15 protein-coding genes and 1 pseudogene are annotated in these 18,426 nt (G+C 27.2%); 9 read left to right on the top strand and 7 right to left on the bottom strand.

Annotation, left to right across the window (positions count from 1 at the left end):
• Both Q0352_RS02175 and Q0352_RS02170 read right to left on the bottom strand, forming a co-directional pair.
• Positions 1–118: pseudogene (locus Q0352_RS02175) on the bottom strand (GTP cyclohydrolase); the annotation flags it as partial.
• A gap of 4 nt (positions 119–122) precedes the next feature.
• Positions 123–1,052 carry a transporter gene (locus Q0352_RS02170; RefSeq protein ID WP_299522898.1) on the bottom strand — a complete coding sequence of 310 codons (930 nt, stop codon included), beginning with the start codon at positions 1,050–1,052 and terminating at the stop codon, positions 123–125.
• 102 nt (positions 1,053–1,154) lie between these two features.
• On the opposite strand from Q0352_RS02170, the gene Q0352_RS02165 reads away from it, so the two are divergent.
• Positions 1,155–1,418 (top strand): DUF4834 domain-containing protein, encoded by a 264-nt coding sequence (locus tag Q0352_RS02165; protein WP_299522895.1) that lies wholly within the window; start codon positions 1,155–1,157, stop codon positions 1,416–1,418.
• Entirely contained in the window at positions 1,419–3,851 is a 2,433-nt protein-coding gene (locus Q0352_RS02160) for a YfhO family protein (protein WP_299522892.1), read from the top strand.
• On the opposite strand, the gene Q0352_RS02155 is transcribed toward Q0352_RS02160, so the two are convergent.
• Positions 3,841–4,596, bottom strand: coding sequence for a LytTR family DNA-binding domain-containing protein (locus tag Q0352_RS02155; RefSeq protein ID WP_299522889.1), 756 nt, complete (start codon positions 4,594–4,596; stop codon positions 3,841–3,843). The two genes, Q0352_RS02160 and Q0352_RS02155, sit on opposite strands and share 11 nt — an antisense overlap.
• Positions 4,597–4,605: 9 nt before the next feature.
• A complete protein-coding gene (locus Q0352_RS02150; RefSeq protein ID WP_299522886.1) occupies positions 4,606–7,545 on the bottom strand; it encodes a sensor histidine kinase in 2,940 nt (979 codons plus the stop codon).
• A gap of 305 nt (positions 7,546–7,850) precedes the next feature.
• On the opposite strand from Q0352_RS02150, the gene Q0352_RS02145 reads away from it, so the two are divergent.
• The 7 genes from Q0352_RS02145 to Q0352_RS02115 are packed head-to-tail and all read left to right on the top strand — an operon-like array spanning position 7,851 to position 14,559.
• Complete coding sequence (locus Q0352_RS02145; RefSeq protein ID WP_299522883.1) at positions 7,851–8,366, top strand: methyltransferase; 516 nt, start codon at positions 7,851–7,853, stop codon at positions 8,364–8,366.
• Positions 8,367–8,371: 5 nt separating this feature from the next.
• The gene (locus Q0352_RS02140; protein ID WP_299522880.1) at positions 8,372–9,556 is read left to right on the top strand and encodes a glycosyltransferase family 4 protein; all 1,185 of its coding nucleotides are present in this window, start codon (positions 8,372–8,374) and stop codon (positions 9,554–9,556) included.
• On the top strand, positions 9,557–10,834 hold the full coding sequence (locus Q0352_RS02135) for a glycosyltransferase (protein WP_299522877.1): 1,278 nt from the start codon (positions 9,557–9,559) through the stop codon (positions 10,832–10,834). It abuts the gene before it with no gap.
• Positions 10,831–11,910: a non-hydrolyzing UDP-N-acetylglucosamine 2-epimerase gene (wecB, locus tag Q0352_RS02130; protein WP_299522874.1), complete on the top strand. Its 1,080-nt coding sequence runs from the start codon at positions 10,831–10,833 to the stop codon at positions 11,908–11,910. The genes Q0352_RS02135 and wecB overlap by 4 nt, the downstream gene beginning before the upstream one ends.
• On the top strand, positions 11,910–13,370 hold the full coding sequence (locus Q0352_RS02125) for a polysaccharide biosynthesis C-terminal domain-containing protein (RefSeq protein ID WP_299522871.1): 1,461 nt from the start codon (positions 11,910–11,912) through the stop codon (positions 13,368–13,370). Before wecB ends, Q0352_RS02125 begins: the two co-directional genes overlap by 1 nt.
• Before the next feature lie 33 nt (positions 13,371–13,403).
• Positions 13,404–14,018, top strand: coding sequence for a hypothetical protein (locus Q0352_RS02120; protein WP_299522868.1), 615 nt, complete (start codon positions 13,404–13,406; stop codon positions 14,016–14,018).
• A gap of 46 nt (positions 14,019–14,064) precedes the next feature.
• Positions 14,065–14,559, top strand: a complete 495-nt coding sequence (locus tag Q0352_RS02115; RefSeq protein WP_299522864.1) for a DinB family protein — start codon at positions 14,065–14,067, stop codon at positions 14,557–14,559.
• Here Q0352_RS02115 and Q0352_RS02110 read toward each other — a convergent pair.
• The 3 genes from Q0352_RS02110 to Q0352_RS02100 all read right to left on the bottom strand — a co-directional run bounded on the left by Q0352_RS02110 (position 14,552) and on the right by Q0352_RS02100 (position 18,270).
• Positions 14,552–15,607, bottom strand: coding sequence for a D-alanine--D-alanine ligase (locus Q0352_RS02110; RefSeq protein WP_299522861.1), 1,056 nt, complete (start codon positions 15,605–15,607; stop codon positions 14,552–14,554). The two genes, Q0352_RS02115 and Q0352_RS02110, sit on opposite strands and share 8 nt — an antisense overlap.
• Positions 15,607–15,831, bottom strand: coding sequence for a DUF6095 family protein (locus tag Q0352_RS02105; protein ID WP_299522858.1), 225 nt, complete (start codon positions 15,829–15,831; stop codon positions 15,607–15,609). The genes Q0352_RS02110 and Q0352_RS02105 overlap by 1 nt, the downstream gene beginning before the upstream one ends.
• A 213-nt stretch (positions 15,832–16,044) precedes the next feature.
• The gene (locus tag Q0352_RS02100; RefSeq protein ID WP_299522855.1) at positions 16,045–18,270 is read right to left on the bottom strand and encodes an NADP-dependent isocitrate dehydrogenase; all 2,226 of its coding nucleotides are present in this window, start codon (positions 18,268–18,270) and stop codon (positions 16,045–16,047) included.
• Between the last annotated feature and the right edge of the window lie 156 nt (positions 18,271–18,426).

The raw sequence follows: 18,426 nt of genomic DNA, 5'->3' as shown, positions 1-18,426 counted from the left end.
CTATCTCATCATTTATTAATGGAGGAACCCAATATGGATTGTTTTCATATAATTTAAAAGGAAATTTAACAAAGGCTTTCATCTCCTTTTTTGTTGTTATTTCTTGTAATGTAATCATAAGCTTAATTCTTCTTAAATAATCTTGAAAAGATATTTCCTTTTTTTCTTCTAGTTTTAGCTTTTGGTGAATTTTTTTGAATTATTTTATCTGTATGTTTATCTAACCTCCAAGCTACACCAACTGAAGAATATAGAAATGAATAATCATCAAAAAAGTTAGTTCTAACTGAGGCATCTAATTGTAAATTACTAGAAAGTAGGTAAGCGGCACCTGTACCAAAATGGAATTTTGGAGTAAAACTTTTTTCAAAAATTCCTTGATTTTCAATAAAATATGACCATTTGTAGTTAATGGCATAGGTCATAGTAGCAATGTATGAATACTCATTGGAGTCGGATAAAATTTTATCGGCTACTAAATTAGTTAATAAAACAAGTCGGTCAGAAAAATCATTTTGTAAAAGCACAGCACCTTTTATACTTAGTTCATTTTCTTTAAATTCATCACCTAAAAAATTTGTGTTTACACCAACATAAGCACCCACAGACGGGATTAATCGTTTTTTATCAAAAGCCATTCTCCGTTTCCAACTTCGAACTTCTTTAGATTTATCGGTATACTTTTGTTCGTATATTAAATATTTAGCTCCAATAGTAAGTTCGCTAATTCCACTTGCAGTAGAATATGCTTCAGATGGGTTATTTCGTATTTCATCTCTTTGGTATGCAACTTTTGCATTAATTTCAAGTTTTTCTAGAAATTTACCATATCTAAAAAACAACTCTCCACCTATGGTATTTGGTCTAGAATAAATGATTTTATTGTCGCTAGTTCTGTAAAAAACACCAGTTTCAAATTGAAAAACATCTGTTCCAATACTATAAGGACTTTCAGAAAAACCAGGTCGTTTAGAATTGATAATTTCAGTATATTGAGCATTTATTAGTTGGGTAAAACTAAAAAACAACAGTAGTAAATAAACTCTTTTCATATTTTAGGTAGATTAATGTGTCAAATATAAGATTTTATATATTTAAACGTTTTACTTACTTTCAAATTGTTATTTTTGGAGATTATAAAAAAACTTATTTAAATGGGATTGTTAAGAACTATAGCAATTATAATTATTGTTTATTATGCTTTTAAATTTATAGGAAAGTATATTATGCCATTGTTTTTAAAACAAGTGGTGAAAAATGTTGAAAAGAAAATGCGTGATCAACAAGAAAATCAGTACAAACAAGAAGATGGAAATGTTGGTGAAACAGTTATAGCTAAAAAGCCAACAAATATTAAAGAGAGTAGTAAAGATGTTGGTGATTATGTAGATTATGAAGAAGTAAAAGACGATAAATAAATGAAATTTTCAATAAATAAAATTACACCATATATTATAGCAATTGCAACTTTTGTTTTTGTTTCATTGGCTTATTTTTCACCAGTTTTACAAGGGAAAAAAATTCAACAAAGTGATATTACTCAATTTATTGGTTCTTCAAAAGAAATAGTAGATTTTAGAAAGGAGCATAATGAAGAGCCTTATTGGACCAATACTTCTTTTGGAGGAATGCCATCGTATGCTGTAAGTACCTATTACCCAAACGATTTTATTAAAAAAATTGATAAATTATTGCGCTTTTTACCACGGCCAGCAGATTATTTATTTTTGTATTTTTTTGGTTTTTTTATTTTATTGACTGTTTTAAAAGTAGATTGGAAATTAGCAATAGTTGGTTCCTTAGGTTTTGGACTTTCAACGTATTTAATTATAATTTTAGGAGTTGGGCATAATGCAAAAGCACATGCAATTGCATACATGCCACTAGTTTTAGCTGGAATTTTATTGGTTTTTCAACAAAAATATTTAGTAGGGTTTATTGTAACATCATTAGCAATGTCTTTAGAAATTAGTGCAAGCCATATTCAAATGACTTACTATCTACTTTTCTTAGTCTTAATCTTTGGAGTTTTTCAGTTGATTGAATCTTTTAAAAATAAAGAAATTCCTCATTTTGTAAAAAGTATTGGCGTTTTATTAATAGCAGTTATTTTAGCTGTTGGTACAAATGCAACTAGTTTATTGGCTACCAAAGAATATTCAGAGCAGAGCACTCGAAGTAAAAGTGAACTAACAATTAATGTTGATGGTTCTGAAAAAACTCCAACTACAGGGTTAGCTAGAGATTATATTACAGAATATAGTTACGGTAAAGCGGAAACTTTTAACTTGTTTATTCCACGTTTTATGGGTGGGACACGTCATGAAATTGTTGAAAACGGTGAACTGCAAGACTTTTTACAAGAAGCAGTGAATAAAGGGTTAAACCCTCAAGATGCCAATTATTTAGCACAAATTTCATCTATGTATTGGGGAGAACAGCCAATTGTTGCGGCTCCTGCTTATATTGGGGCACTATTTATTTTTCTATTTGTAATTGGTTTGTTTTTAGTAGAACGAAAACTTAGAAACTGGCTTTTAGCAGCTACTATTTTTTCTATATTATTGAGTTGGGGGAAAAACTTTTCGTTTTTAACTGATTTATTTATTGATTATGTTCCGCTATATAACAAATTTAGAGCTGTTTCTTCTATTCAGGTTATTGCAGAATTAGCAGTTCCTTTATTAGGGATTTTAGGATTAAAAGCACTTGCTTCTTCAGAAAAATCAAAAGAAATAAAGATACATGCATTAAAATGGTCAACCATTATTGTTGGTGGTTTAGCGTTACTTTTTACAATTGGAGGTACAGGGTTTTTTACTTTTGAAACAGCAATGGATTTACAAATTGAAGAACAAATTGCAGGTTTTTTAGATGCAATAGTTTCTGATAGAAAAACTTTATTTGTAAATGATAGTTTACGTTCTTTAATATTTGTGGCTTTATTTTCAGGAACAATTTGGCTATTTTTAAAAGATAAAATTAATAACAATATTTTGGTTATTGTTTTTGCTTTTTTACTATTATTTGACCTTGTAAATGTTGATAAACGTTATGTAAATGATGAATATTTTATTTCAGCAAGAAAAGTAGATAAGCCATTTGTAGCTTCTGAAATAGATAAAGAGATTTTAAAAGATAATGGTATTTATCGTGTTGCAGATTTTACAAAAAATATCATGGCAGACGGTGCAACATCTTATTTTCATAAATCAATTGGAGGATATCATGCTGCTAAACCAAGACGTTATCAAGAGTTATATGATTTTCATATTGCAAAGAATAATATTGAGGTTTTAAATATGCTAAATACCAAGTATTTAATCTTTGAAGATGGAAGTCGACGTGAAGCTGTACAGTTAAATCCAGAAGCTAATGGGAACGCATGGTTTATATCTACTTTAAGAATTGTAACTACTGCCAACGATGAAATTAAGGCATTAGACAGTTTAAAAACGAAGAATGAAGCAGTTATAAATAGTAAGTTTGTTTCGAACGATTTTTCTACAAATTTTAGTAAAGATTCTACAGCTTCAATTCAATTAAAAGCATATAAGGCAAATGAATTAATCTACGAATCTAATTCTCAAACAAATCAGTTTGCAGTATTTTCTGAAATGTATTATAAAAACGGTTGGAATGCATATGTTGATGGGGAATTAACACCTCACTACCAAGTTAATTATGTATTGCGAGGAATGGAAATTCCAAAGGGGAAACACACTATTGAGTTTAAGTTTGAGCCAACGGTTATTGATAGAGGAAATACCATAACCTTAATTTCATATTTGCTATTGTTGCTTATACCAGTTGGTTGGTTTTTTGTTAAAAAAAGAAAATCTAATGTATAGTGTAATTCATTAGTTTTAAAATTCTTAAAAAGTTTGTTTTATTTCTTGAAGAAACAAGTAGTTTTTTGTTGTTAGAGAGTTTTATTTCTCCGGCATTATTATATTGTATCACATGCTTTAAATTTAACAGTGTAGAACGATGAATTCTAAAAAAAGAAGTGTGTTGTAAGATATTCTCAACCTTTTTTAAATTATTAGAACTTGTATAGGATTTATTACCAGTTGTAAAAAAATGAGTATAACTTCCATCTGCTTCGCAATAAATAATATCATCTATATCTAAAATAAGATAATGCCCATTTGTTATTGTTAAAGATATTTTTTTAGGACCACTTTCTAATTGATTTTTAAAGGCAGCATATTTTTCAGAATTAAAAGCGGTTTGTTTTTCTATAAATTTATCTATAACAGTAGTTAATTGTTCTTTTACAATGGGTTTGTTTAAATAGTAGAAAGCAAAATAATCCATTGCTTTTTCTTTGTAATCTTTTAAACCTGTTGTAAAAATAACTTCAAATGTTGAAGAATTAGAAAAAAAATCTAGAATTTCAAAACCATTGCCATCTTGCAATTCAATATCTAAAAAAACTAATTGTGGATGTAAGTCATTTATTAATTTTATTCCCTTTTCTACACCTGTTTCATGCCCAACTATTGTTATTTGAGAAGTGTAAGAAGTTTCAATAATATTTTTAAGATACCTATAGGCTGCAGTTTCATCTTCAATAATTATAGCGTTAATCATGTATTCTAATTAAAAATTGATTAAAGGAATTTTTAAGGTTACTTTTAACCCTACTAAAGTATTAAATTCATCTGTAATATTTGAAATTAAGACTAATTTTTCTGTACTATCTGATTCATTAATTAATTGAAGACGTTCATTAATATTTGAAAATGAAATCCCTGAACCTTTAGATTTTAGTGAATTTTCATTATTTTGAATTCCTTTCCCATTATCTGAAATTTCACAATAAAGAAATTCATCGTTTTCAATTTTAAAATTTACCGTTATTGTATTTGAATTATTTCCATTTTTAAAACCGTGTTTAAATGAGTTTTCAATAATTGGCTGTAATATCATTGGCGGAACCAAAATAGCTTCTAGTAAATCTTGAGAAATAGCTTCAGTATTTATGGAATATGAAATATGTTTATTAAATCTTAATTTTTGAAGCTCTAAATATAATTTAGCCATTTCAATTTCATCAGTTAAACTTATAAGGTTAGATTTTGTTGAATTTAAAATTAAATTAACAAGTTCAGCAAATTTATCAAGGCTTCCTTTCACTTCTTTTATTTCTCCTTTATCAACCAAGGAATTAATATTCACTAATAAATTATTAATAAAGTGAGGGTTCATTTGAGCATTTAATGCTTGATATTTTAAGTTTGAAATTTGATCTTTTGTGTTTTGTAATCTTTTTAGTTTTAGATTTCTTAAGTGAAAAATAAAAAATATTAGAGCAAGTATTGCTAAAATAATAAGACTTCGAAACCACCAAGTTTTGTAAATAGGAGGTTTTATTGTAAACGAAAAGGTGATTTTATCACTTTCTAACTTATTTTTTGAAATTGCTATCAATTCAAAAGTATAGTTGTTAGGCTGTAATGATGAATATCTTATGGTATTTGTTTTAGTTGTAATCCAATCTTCTTCTAAACCACTTAAACGGTATTTAAAAGAAATGTTTCCTAAACTTTTAAAAGAAATTCCCGAAAAATTGAATTGAAAATTATTTAATTTATAATTAAATACTTGTCCGTTGTTTTTATCAATACTTGTATTGTTTATTAGAATTTCATTAATTAAAGCATTTGGAGATAAAATTGAAACTGTTTCATTTGAAATATCAATAATATTTAACCCTTTTGCCGTTGCTACATATACGTTGTTTTCATAAACATAAGAAGCTCTAACATCATTACTATATAGACCATCAGAAGTTGTGTAACTTTTTATCTTAATCAGTTCATTAGCATTATTTAATTCTAAACAATTCAATCCGAAATTTGTTGAGATCCATATATTTTTTTTGGTGTCAATAAAAATTGATTTTATATAATTACTTAATAACCCATCTTCAGTAGAAAATGTTTTAAATACCTTATTTTTTAAAATTCCAAGGCCATAGGAATTGGATCCAATTAACAACCCTTTTGATGAATTTTCTAAGGCGTAAATGGTACTATTATTAAACGGTTCTCCTAAATCATATTTTTTAGTAATTGTTTTGTTGTAATAATAAAGTCCTTTAGTAGTACCAATCCAAATATTTCCGTTTTTATCATGACTTATAGCTGTACTGCGTTTATTCCATAGTTTTTTTGTGTATTTTGAATCCTTATTTGTTTCCCCAACTCCTCCAGCATTCGCGGTGATAATTACATCTTTTTCAATATATATATCTTTAAAATTTTGTAAACCAACATTGGTAAAATCCGAATCATACATGTTTTTGATTCGTTCAATTTTTAAAGAAGTATCTAACTTGTGAATATTAAAATCACTTAAAATGTACAGTGAGTTATCTTTTACCTTTAGCTGTCTAATCCTTTTTGGATTATCATCTATTTTATAAGTAGATTTTATTTGTAAGTTGTTGATGTCTATGAGTGTAAATTCGCTTTGCTCATTTCCAACAACTATTTTGTTTTGAAATAAACATAAAGCATGTATATCGTTATTCTTTTCATCTTCAAATTGGATGCCATTAATATGAAGGTTTGGAAATAGATAAACGCCATTAGACTGGCTTCCAATCCAAATGTTTTTTTCTTTATCTAAATAAGATTTAGTTGTATGAATAGAAGGTAATATTTTTTTATTTTTAGAGTTGTCATTTGAATTTAGGATAAGAGCACCTTCACTTAAATTTGTAATTAAAAAAGAATCGTTAAAAGGTAGAGTTTGATAAAGTAAATTTGAATTGTAATCATAATTAAATTGAGTAAAAATAGTTTTAGAAATTCGCTGTGAAATGGTGTCAATAATTTTAAAATCCTCATTATTATTCTTTTTAAGATTTTTAATTATTTTTTGGTTGTATGAACTTAAATTTAAATGTTTCCATACAGAATCTGTTAAAGAACAACTTTGTATTATTTTTGTATTATTTGGTTTTCTTAAAGAAGATATTATTTTGATTTCACCTTGAATATTTTCAACAATTCTTGTATTTTTTTTAAAATTATGCTTTGGAGGATGTTTTAATGAATTATAATTTGTAATTACATTGGAAGTATCAAGTTTTTTAATATTTTTTATAGATTGTAAAAACCAGATATTATTTTTACTATCTTCAAATATGTCAAATACAAAATTATTAAAAATTAAATCTTTTAAAAACTTTTGGTTTTCAGAATTGTAAAATTTATTATTTTGAAGATAGCCTAATTTCCCATTAAAACCAATTAACCAAATACGTTGTTTTGAATCTTTAAAAAAGTAAAGTATTTCATTATCAGGTAAACCATCAGCAATTGTATAATTTTTGAAAGAAAGACCATCAAAACGGCTTAATCCATAATCTGTGGCCAACCAAATAAACCCATTTTCATCTTGATTAATATCATAAATAGTATTACTTGGTAGTCCATTATTACTGTTAAATTGTGTGAAACCGGGTATTTGGGCGAATAAAATCGTCTGAAATAAGAAGTATGTAACAATAAAAGGGACAATTCGACTCATTAATGATTAAATATTAACATCAAATATAACGCTTATGGAATTAAAAATGACTTTTATAAGTGAAATATGCACGCTTATAAAACTAAACTTTTTTAAATTGAACGTTGATAGTACATTTACTACCGTTAACTCAAATGGAGGAAAATTTTTAGAGAAAGATTATTGCTATGAAAAAGAAAAAGGCACTTTAAATAAAGTGTCTTTTTTATGGAATTAATTTTAAAAATTAAGAGAACTTATTTTGTTGATTTTTTATAATTAAATCAATATCTTGCTACTTTATAAATTTTTTATTTATATACTTGATGCATAATAAGTTACATATAAAAAGATATCAGCATACGTTAAATTTTTTAAAAAGTGTTTTACCTGCACCAGCGACTATTTTAGATTTAGGTGTTCGTAACACATTTAGTGAAATAATGGAGCAGAATGGTTATACCGTTTATAACACTACTGGTGAAGATTTAGATTTGTTACCAGAGATTGTAAAAAAGTATAAAGTTGATGCAGTTACTGCCTTTGAAATATTTGAACATTTAATCTCTCCATTTAATGTTTTATGCACTATTGAAGCGTCAAAAATTATTACAACAATTCCCTTAAACTTATGGTTTGCCAAAGCATATAGAAGTAAAACAGATGTGTGGGATAGACATTACCATGAATTTGAAGATTGGCAATTTGATTGGTTGCTTGAAAAATCGGGTTGGAATATTAAAAAGACAGAAAAATGGACTAGCCCAATTAATAAAATTGGTTTTAGACCCATTTTAAGAAAATTTACACCTAGATTCTATGCGGTATACGCTGAAAAATAGTTGATATGAAAATAGGAATGATTTTAGATAAAACGTTTCCACCTGATCCTCGGGTTGAAAACGAAGCAATTTCTTTAATTGAAAAAGGACATGAAGTATTCTTATTCTGTTTAAAATATGATAAGACGGGTACAGATGCCATTATTAATGGTATTCAGGTAAAGAGATATCAGTCAAATAAATTGGAATATAAATTATCGGCATTGGCTTATACTTTTCCATTTTACACGTATTTATTGAAACGGAAAATTCTTCATTTTTTACTTAAACATAAGATTGAAGTTATTCATATTCATGATATTAGAATTGCGGAAGCTGTTTTTAAAGCAAATAAAAAATTAAAATTAGCGACTGTTTTAGATTTACATGATAATATGCCTGAGATTATTAAGTTTTATCCTCATCTTCAGAAATTTCCTGGGAAACAATTAATTTCGCCAAATAAATGGAAACAAAAAGAGGAAGAATTTATTAGAAAGGCGACTAAAGTTATTACAGTTTCTCAAGAATTTATTAATGAAGTAGTTGAAAGAACAAAAATTTCTAAAGAAAAAATTGTGTTGGTTCCTAATACAATACATCAATCATTTTATAAAGAGGCAAAAATACATAAATTAATTGTTGATAGGTATAAAAACAGCTTTGTAATTTTATATTTAGGCGATACAAGTTTACGAAGAGGATTGCAAACGGCAATTGAATCTGTTAATCTTTTAAAAAATAAAATCCCAAATATAAAATTAGTAATTGTTGGGAGTAACACTACTGATGGGATTTTAAAGCAACAGGTTGAAGATTTAAAAATTAAAAAGTATGTTGATTTTGAAGGTTGGAAGAATGTAAAACTATTTCCATCATATATAGAAGCAAGTTCAGTTTGTATTTCGCCTTTAGATAGGAATATTCAGCACGATGTTGCGTATGCAAACAAACTTTTTCAATATATGAGTTTTGCAAAACCTGTTTTGGTAAGTAACGCTATTGCACAGAAAAATTTGATAGAAAAAACAAATTCAGGATTGGTTCATTTAGAAAAAAAACCAGAAGATTTTGCAACTAAAGTTTTAAAGTTATATAATGATAAGGAATTGTGTGAAGCATTAGGAAATAATGGAAAACGATTTGTAGAGGATGAATTTTGTTGGGAAAAGACTTCGGAAAAATTAATAGATTTATATGCTAATTTATAAATGAAAAAAGCACTTATCATAACTTATTATTGGCCACCAGCTGGAGGTTCAGGAGTGCAACGTTGGCTTAAATTTGTAAAATATTTTAGAGATTTTGATGTTGAACCTATGGTTTATACAGTTGATAATCCAAATTATGCTTTAGAGGACGAATCACTTTTAAAAGATATTCCTAAAAATTTAAAAATATTAAAACAACCTATTTGGGAACCAAATAATTTATTTACATTTTTCGGCAAAAATAAAAATCAAAGTGTTGGGTTTTTAAATCCGAATCCTTCTTTTTTTGGTAGATTATTGCAATACATTCGTGCTAATTATTTTATTCCAGATGCTCGAAAATTTTGGATAAAACCATCAGTAAATTATTTAAAAAAGTACTTAAAAGAAAACAAAGTAGATGTTATAATTACAACGGGTCCACCACATAGTATGCATTTAATTGGTTTAAATTTAAAAGAACAATTGGATATAAAATGGATTGCAGATTTTCGTGATCCGTGGACTGAGATAGATTATTTTCATCAGTTACCTTTAACTAAAAGCGCAATTAAAAAACATCATTCTTTGGAAACTGAAGTTTTAAGAAATGCAGATGCTGTTTTGGTTGTTGGAAATACAATGAAAGAAAATTATAGTAAATACAATAAAAACACCATAACAATCACCAATGGTTTCGATGGGGAAATTTCTGATTCAAAAATTAAATTAGATTCTAAATTTACGATGACCCATATTGGTTTAATGAATGCCGATAGAAACCCTAAAATGTTATGGAAAGTTTTAGCTGAAATTGTGAATGAAAATGAAGATTTTAGAGCTGATTTTGAATTAAAATTAATTGGTAAAGTTGACGCTTCAGTTATAAAAGAGATTTCAATACATAAGTTAAGTGAAAAAGTTAAAATAATAAATTATGTTGCACATGAACAAGTTGTTGAATTTCAAAAAAAATCTCAAGTATTATTCTTAATTGTAAATAATGTGCCAAGTGCTAAAGGTATAATAACAGGTAAAATATTTGAATATTTAATGGCAAAACGTCCAATTTTGGCAATAGCACCAGTTGATGGAGATTTAGCAGAAATACTTACTAAAACGAATGGTGGGTTTGTAATAGATTTCAAAGAAAAGCTAGAATTAAAAAAATGTATATTAGATTTGTATTCCAAATTTAAAACAGGACATTTAATGGTTGATTCAAAAAATATTGAGCAATTTCATAGAAGAGAATTAACCAAAAAAGTTTCTGACATCATAAATTCAATTACTGAATGAAAAAAATTGTAACCATATTAGGTGCAAGGCCACAATTTGTAAAAGCAGCAGTTTTAAGTAGAGTAATTTCTAAGTATAAAACTATTGAAGAAATAATTATTCATACGGGGCAGCATTATGATGCTAATATGAGTGCTGTTTTTTTTGAAGAAATGGAGATCCCAAAACCAAAGTACAATTTGGATATTAACGGATTAAGTCATGGTGCAATGACCGGGCAAATGTTGCAGGAAATTGAAGAAATTTTAATTGTTGAAAAACCAGATGTAGTTATTGTTTATGGCGATACAAATTCAACTTTAGCAGGTGCTTTGGGGGCTAAAAAACTAAACATTAAAGTGGTACATGTGGAGGCTGGCTTACGATCATTTAATATGAAAATGCCTGAAGAAATTAATAGAATTTTAACTGACAGAATTTCTGATTTATTATTATGCCCAACAGCTACAGCTATTGAAAATTTAGATAATGAAGGATTTTCAGCATTACCATCAAAAGTTGTAAAGTGTGGCGATATTATGAAAGATGCCGTTGAATTTTATGGAAAAACATCTGCTGAAAAATCTTCTATAATTTCAAAATTAAATTTGAAAGCTAATGAATTTGTTTTGGCAACCATTCATCGACAAGAAAATACAGACGATATTGAAAATTTGAAATCAATTTTTGAAGGTTTAGAAGCAATAAGTAAACAAAAACAAGTTATTTTACCATTGCATCCGCGTACAAAAGCTATTTTAGATAAATTTAATTTAAAATATAATATAACTATCATTGATCCAATTGGTTATTTTGATATGCTTGAATTGCTAAAAAACTGTAATTTAGTAATTACCGATAGTGGTGGACTTCAAAAAGAAGCTTTCTTCAATAAAAAACATTGTATAATCGCTAGAGAAGAAACAGAATGGGTAGAATTAGTTTCAAACGGATTTGCTAAAATTGTTGGGAGCGATAATAAAAGTATGATAAATGCTTTTGGAAATTTTCAAAATTCAACTCATAATTTTGATGTAGAATTGTACGGAAATGAGGTAGGAGAGAAGATTTACGCTGAAATTCTAAATATTATATAATGGGCATTGTTTTAAGACAATCTTTTATCAATACATTAATACTTTTAATGGGATTTGTTATTGGAGGCATAAATGTGATGTTTTTATTTACTCATTTTTTACATGAAGATTATTTTGGATTGATTACTTTTTTATTGTCTACTGCCAATATTATTTTACCCTTATTGGTTTTTGGAATGCAACATACCATTATTAAATATTATTCATCTTATAAAACAAAAATTGAGCAAGATGGATTCTTAATTTCTACTGCTTTTATTCCTTTAATGGTAATTATTCCTTTAGGTTTAATTAGTGCTTATTTATATGAAGTAATTGCTACTTGGGTTTCTTCCGAAAATCCTTTAATAAAGAATTACACGTGGCTTATTTTTTTAGTAGCCATATTTATGGGGTATTTTGAAGTATTTTATTCATGGACTAAAGTAAAATTTAACTCAATTTTCGGAAACTTCATTAAAGAAATATTTGCACGTGTTTGTACATCTGTTTTATTATTTGCTGTTTATTTTCAATGGTTAACAAATGAACAATTTATTTATGCCATTGTAATTGTGTATGGTTTGCGAACTTTAATAATGAAAATCTATGCGTTTTATATTTGTAAACCAACCTTAATTTTTAAGCTACCTTCAAACATAAAAGAAATTTTATCTTTTTCAATGTATATTATTGTTGCAGGATCAGCTGCTGGAGTTTTACTGGAAATTGATAAGTTTATGATTCCTCAAATGGAACAAATTGCGCAAGTTGCTTATTATTCAGTAGGAATTTATATTGCAAGTGTTGTTGCTATACCAACAAGAGCAATGCAGCAAATAACAACTTCTATCACCGCAAAAGATATGAATGAAAATAATATGATTGAAGTTGAAAATTTATACAAACAAACTTCAATTAATTTATTAATAATTGGAGGGTTATTATTTCTGTTAATTAATTTGAATATTGCAGATTTATATGAACTAATTAATAAACCTCAATTTACAAATGGTATTTGGATAGTTTTAATTATTTCAGTTTCAAAATTAATGGAACTAGCTTTAGGAACAGGAAATTCAATTTTAGTAAATTCGAAATTTTATAAAATATTTTTTTATATATCATTGGCCATGGCAATTAGTGTAATACTTTTAAATAAATGGTTAATAAATTTAATTGGAATAAATGGTGCAGCAATGGCTACTCTAATTGTTGTAACAGTATACTCTATCTTTAAAATTATTTATATAAAAGTTAAATTAAAAATGCAGCCATTTAGTATTCATACAATTAAAATAATAGCTGTTGTATTAGCAATATTTACATCGTTTTATTTTTGGAATTTTTCATTTCATCCAATATTAAATATTGTTTTAAAATCTATTATTATTGGTGTAATATATTTAGTTTTAATAAGAAAATTACAAATATCTAAAGATATTAACTTATTGTTATATAAGTATTTAACAATAAAATAAATATTGATGTAAACAAAGTTTAAGTAAGTAATAATGAGTTATATAATACATGTTTTATATGGAGTTTTAATGGCGTATTTCGGTTTGATTTCACCGGGGATGCTTAATATGACTGCATTAAAAATAAGAATAAATACAGGTAAAGCGGAAAGTTTAAAATTTGCTTTAGGTGCATCTAGCATTGTTTTTTTTCAAGCAGGAATTGCATTGTTTTTTGCAGATTATTTTGCAAACAATCCAAAAATTATTGAAATTTTAAAGGTAGCTGGTGTATTTGTGTTTTTTGCATTGGCTATATTTTTCTTTTTTCTTTCAAGAAAAAAGATGACATCAAATTTTAAGAACACAAACCAAAATTATTTTGTAAGAGGTTTAGCAATGTCTTCAGTTAATATGTTGGCAATTCCATTTTACTTAGGATTAAGTATATATTTAGTTTCAGTGAATAAAATCGTAATACAACAACCGTATATATTTTTATTTGTAATAGGTGCTGCAATAGGCTCATTTTTATTGTTTTATACTTATATTTTATTTGCAAAAATAATAATTAAGAAAGTTTCATTTATTGCGACTAACATAAATATTATACTAAGCATATTATTTCTAGGATTAGGAATTTTGACGTTAATAAAGTTAATGGCTTAAATTTATTATTTATATTTACGTAATTAAAAATTAGGATTTATCAAGAATGATTGAAGCTATTGAAAAAAATTTAAGGAGAGGAATTCAACTTTTAAATTGTATTTCGGATAATGAATATAGCAATACCACTATAGCCCCTTATTATTCAAGTATAGGAGGTCATATGCGTCATATTTTAGATGTTTTTGATTGTGTTTTTGAAGGATTAGAAGCTAAGGATATAAATCTAATTAAAAGAAAGCGAAATGAATTGGCCGAGAATTACACCAAAAATGGAATTGAATATTTTGAAATAATACTTGCGAATTTACAAACTTTAAAAACGCAAGATTTTAATATAATTGTAAAAGTTACCGATGATTTAGGTTTAGGAATTATAACTGCAAATTATACTTTAAGTGCAATTTTAATTCAAGCTCATAGCCATGCAATACATCATTTTGCAAGTGTTGGATATGTAATTTCACAGTTGGGAATTCAATTACCTGATGAAGACTTTGGTTTCAATCCAACTACACCAAGAGTAAAAAGTGCTACTTAGTACTTAAGTCACTTACCTTTTTCAGGTACTTTTTGTAGTTAAAATAGACTTTAATTAAATATTTTAGATTTGTAAAACGTTCATTATTTAATTTTTTATTGTTGATAGCAATAATGTAAATTAACTTCCAATGATCTTTTATTGCTTTTAAGGCATCAAAATAACTTCCTTTTGAAGCATCATATATATGAGTTGGTTCAGAAATAACACCATTAATTTCAATTATTTTAAAATTCTCACCTTTTATTAATTCATCAAAACTGTTGTATTTAATATCTAGACGTCCGTAATACCATCCTTTAATGCTATTGTTTAAAATATCTATAGAATTAGTTAGCTCTTTACTTATTAGATGGTTTCCATTAATAAATTGAGTGCCTTTAGAATGATTTCCAATATTATTTAGTACAATTTCTTCATTTTGAAAAGGAATAGTATGAAGTTTGTCTTTATTTAATTCTGAAATTAAATCTATATATATATATGCTCTATCATCATTCAAAATAAGTTCTAGAATTGAAGAAGTGCCATTTCCAACTACGGTTAAATATTTTTTAAGGGTAATTGAAGTAATTTTGCCAGTTTTTTCACCAGGTATTCTATGATAGAAAATTCCACACTCATTTTTATAATCAATAAATTCTTGAATTATTAAGTTTATTGAATTGTATTTTTGAAGGTATTCAAGAAGTTCTTTTTCTGAATTAATTTTTTTTACTAATAATCCTCTAAAGCCAATATCAGGCTTAATAATTAAAGGGAATTTAATAGTATTAGTTGTAAGTTTTGTTAAAATGTTGGGCGTTTTATCGCCTTTTTTAATAAATATTGTTGTTGGTTTATATTTTTCTGGTAATAATTGAACTGTATTATATTTAGATTCTAAACCGTTACCTGATCCTTCAATAGCAGGATTTACAGCCGAAAAAAAACCAAAACTTTTTGTTTTTAAAGCTAAATAGCAAGCATAAGGAACAACTGGTAAATAAAACATAAAGGAAGGCCAATATTCCCAATTTGCATTTTTTTTATAATTTAGAAACTTCATTATTTATCGTTAAAAAAGGCATTTAAAATAATTCTTATCCCTAAGAAACCAAGAGTCACAGCAGTTATTGCAATTAAAACCCCAATTATAAGCCACAAATAATTATTCTGTTGTTTAATGGCTTTAAAACCAATAGTTATTAATATTGGTCCTAAAATTAATAAAGGAAAAGCAATTAACTCATATTTTAATCCACGTATTAACTCATCCCTATTTGTTCCCATTTCTTATTGCTCTTATATTTTTAAAGTGGTGTATCTATTATTCAAAAATACTAAATTGAAATATATTAATTACCAGTTAATTTTTTTATAATTTTATTGGTATAGGTTGCAATATTTATTGTTAAATACAATTCAAAAAAAAAGCGAGAATAGTAATTCTCGCTTTTATATATTTAAAACCTAAGTTATATGAATGCTTTTTAAAGTATTCTTTTAAATAGTAGCTATAAGACTATTTAATGTTGAGCTTGGTCTCATTGCTTTTTCAGCTAAACTATCATCAATATGAAAATAACCACCAATATTTACAGCTAAACCTTGAGCATTATTTAATTCTTGAATAATAGTAGTTTCATTTTCTTCCAATGCAGCAGCTACTTTAGTAAATTGTTCTTTTAATTCAATGTCTTTGTTTTGAGCTGCTAAAGCTTCTGCCCAATACATTGCTAAATAAAAGTGACTTCCTCTATTATCTATTTCGTTAACCTTTCGAGAAGGAGATTTACTGTTATCTAAAAACTTATCAGTAGCTTGATCTAAAGTTTCAGCTAATACTAAAGCTTTTGGAGTTTTGTAGTTTTCACCTAAATGCTCTAATGAAACAGCTAATGCTAAAAATTCTCCTAAAGAATCCCATCTTAAATGACCTTCTTTTGTGAATTGTTGAACGTGTTTTGGAGCAGATCCTCCAGCGCCAGTTTCAAATAAACCTCCGCCGTCCATTAAAGGAACTACTGAAAGCATTTTTGCACTAGTACCTAATTCTAAAATTGGAAATAAGTCGGTTAAATAATCACGTAGTACATTTCCTGTAACAGAAATTGTATCTAAACCTTTTTTAATTCTTTCTAAAGAAAATAATGTAGCATCTTTAGGAGTCATTATTTGAATATCTAATCCAGTTGTATCTAATTGAGGTAAATAAAGGTTTATTTTTTTGATAATTTCTGCATCATGAGCTCTATTTTTATCTAACCAAAAAACTGCAGGTGTATTGCTAGCTTTTGATCTTCTAATTGCTAATTTAATCCAGTCTTGAATTGGTGCATCTTTTACCTGACACATTCTCCATATGTCTCCCTTCTCAACGGTGTGTTCTATTAAAATAGTTCCTTCATCATTAATGACTTGAACATTTCCGTTTTCTGAAATTTCAAAAGTCTTATCATGAGAACCATATTCTTCAGCTTTTTGAGCCATTAAACCAACATTAGGAACCGATCCCATTGTAGTTGGATCAAAAGCACCATGTTCTTTACAAAATGCAATTGTAGCATCATATATTCCTGCGTATGTACTGTCTGGAATTATTGTTTTCGTATCTTGTAATTTACCATCGGCATTCCACATTTGTCCAGAAGTACGAATCATTGCTGGCATTGAAGCATCAATAATTACATCACTTGGAACATGAAGGTTGGTAATTCCCTTATCAGAATCTACCATTGCAATTGCTGGTCCGTTTTCTAAACAAGATTTGATGTCTGCTTCAATGGCAGCTTTTTGAGCTGCTGGTAAATTTTCAATTTTACTTACTAAATCACCAAATCCATTATTTACATCGACACCAAGTTCTTTGATAATTGCATTGTGTTTAACAAAAACATCTTTAAAAAATGAAGTTACTGCATGTCCAAAAATAATTGGATCAGAAATCTTCATCATTGTTGCTTTCATATGTAATGAATACAACACGTTTTTTTCTTTAGCATCTTTAATTTGTTCATCAAGGAAATTAATCAACGCTTTTTTACTCATAAAAGTAGCATCAATAATTTCACCTGCTATTAAAGTTGTTTTTTCTTTTAAAACAGTAACAATCCCATTCGGATTTACAATCTGAATTTTAACATCTCCAGCTTTAGAAATGGTAACAGATTTTTCGTTGGAGAAAAAATCACCTTTTCCCATTGTAGAAACATGAGTTTGTGAATTCCCAGACCAAGCACCCATTGAATGTGGATTCTTTTTAGCGAAATTTTTAACTGCTTTAGGCGCTCTACGATCTGAATTTCCTTCTCTTAGAACAGGATTTACTGCTGAACCTTTTACAGTATTGTATTTTTTTTGAATTTCTTTTTCTTCATCGGTTTTAGGGTTTTCTAAATAATTAGGAATTGCATACCCATGCGATTGTAATTCTTTAATAGCTTCAATTAATTGAGGTACAGATGCAGAAATATTTGGTAATTTAATAATATTTGCTTCAGGTGTTTTAGCTAATTCACCAAGTTCGGATAAAGCATCTGAGATTCTTTGCTCAGGAGTTAAATATTCTGGAAACAAAGCTAAAATTCTTCCTGCTAAGGAAATATCTTTAGTTGTTACATCAATACCTGAAGATTTTGTAAAAGCTTTAATAATTGGCAATAATGAATATGTAGCTAAAGCTGGAGCTTCATCTGTTTTTGTATAAATAATTTTTGGTAATTTACTCATAATTTTAATTGTGTTTATAATACTATATTTATCAATAATGTTAGTAATTAATGTGTTACTAATTAATTTAATTTAAGCGACGTAAATATACTAAATAATTGGCGAAAAACTGAGTACGAAAACGTTATAAATAGTGGGGGTATTTTGTAGTTAATT

This window comes from uncultured Lutibacter sp. (assembly GCF_937891065.1).
Lineage (GTDB): Bacteria > Bacteroidota > Bacteroidia > Flavobacteriales > Flavobacteriaceae > Lutibacter.
This window is presented reverse-complemented; position numbering and strand designations above follow the sequence as displayed.

Coding starts and splice junctions, on each gene's coding strand:
- Q0352_RS02170 (WP_299522898.1), bottom strand. CDS start 1,052: ATGAAAAGAGTTTATTTACTACTGTTGTTTTTTAGTTTTACCCAACTA.
- Q0352_RS02165 (WP_299522895.1), top strand. CDS start 1,155: ATGGGATTGTTAAGAACTATAGCAATTATAATTATTGTTTATTATGCT.
- Q0352_RS02160 (WP_299522892.1), top strand. CDS start 1,419: ATGAAATTTTCAATAAATAAAATTACACCATATATTATAGCAATTGCA.
- Q0352_RS02155 (WP_299522889.1), bottom strand. CDS start 4,596: ATGATTAACGCTATAATTATTGAAGATGAAACTGCAGCCTATAGGTAT.
- Q0352_RS02150 (WP_299522886.1), bottom strand. CDS start 7,545: ATGAGTCGAATTGTCCCTTTTATTGTTACATACTTCTTATTTCAGACG.
- Q0352_RS02145 (WP_299522883.1), top strand. CDS start 7,851: ATGCATAATAAGTTACATATAAAAAGATATCAGCATACGTTAAATTTT.
- Q0352_RS02140 (WP_299522880.1), top strand. CDS start 8,372: ATGAAAATAGGAATGATTTTAGATAAAACGTTTCCACCTGATCCTCGG.
- Q0352_RS02135 (WP_299522877.1), top strand. CDS start 9,557: ATGAAAAAAGCACTTATCATAACTTATTATTGGCCACCAGCTGGAGGT.
- wecB (WP_299522874.1), top strand. CDS start 10,831: ATGAAAAAAATTGTAACCATATTAGGTGCAAGGCCACAATTTGTAAAA.
- Q0352_RS02125 (WP_299522871.1), top strand. CDS start 11,910: ATGGGCATTGTTTTAAGACAATCTTTTATCAATACATTAATACTTTTA.
- Q0352_RS02120 (WP_299522868.1), top strand. CDS start 13,404: ATGAGTTATATAATACATGTTTTATATGGAGTTTTAATGGCGTATTTC.
- Q0352_RS02115 (WP_299522864.1), top strand. CDS start 14,065: ATGATTGAAGCTATTGAAAAAAATTTAAGGAGAGGAATTCAACTTTTA.
- Q0352_RS02110 (WP_299522861.1), bottom strand. CDS start 15,607: ATGAAGTTTCTAAATTATAAAAAAAATGCAAATTGGGAATATTGGCCT.
- Q0352_RS02105 (WP_299522858.1), bottom strand. CDS start 15,831: ATGGGAACAAATAGGGATGAGTTAATACGTGGATTAAAATATGAGTTA.
- Q0352_RS02100 (WP_299522855.1), bottom strand. CDS start 18,270: ATGAGTAAATTACCAAAAATTATTTATACAAAAACAGATGAAGCTCCA.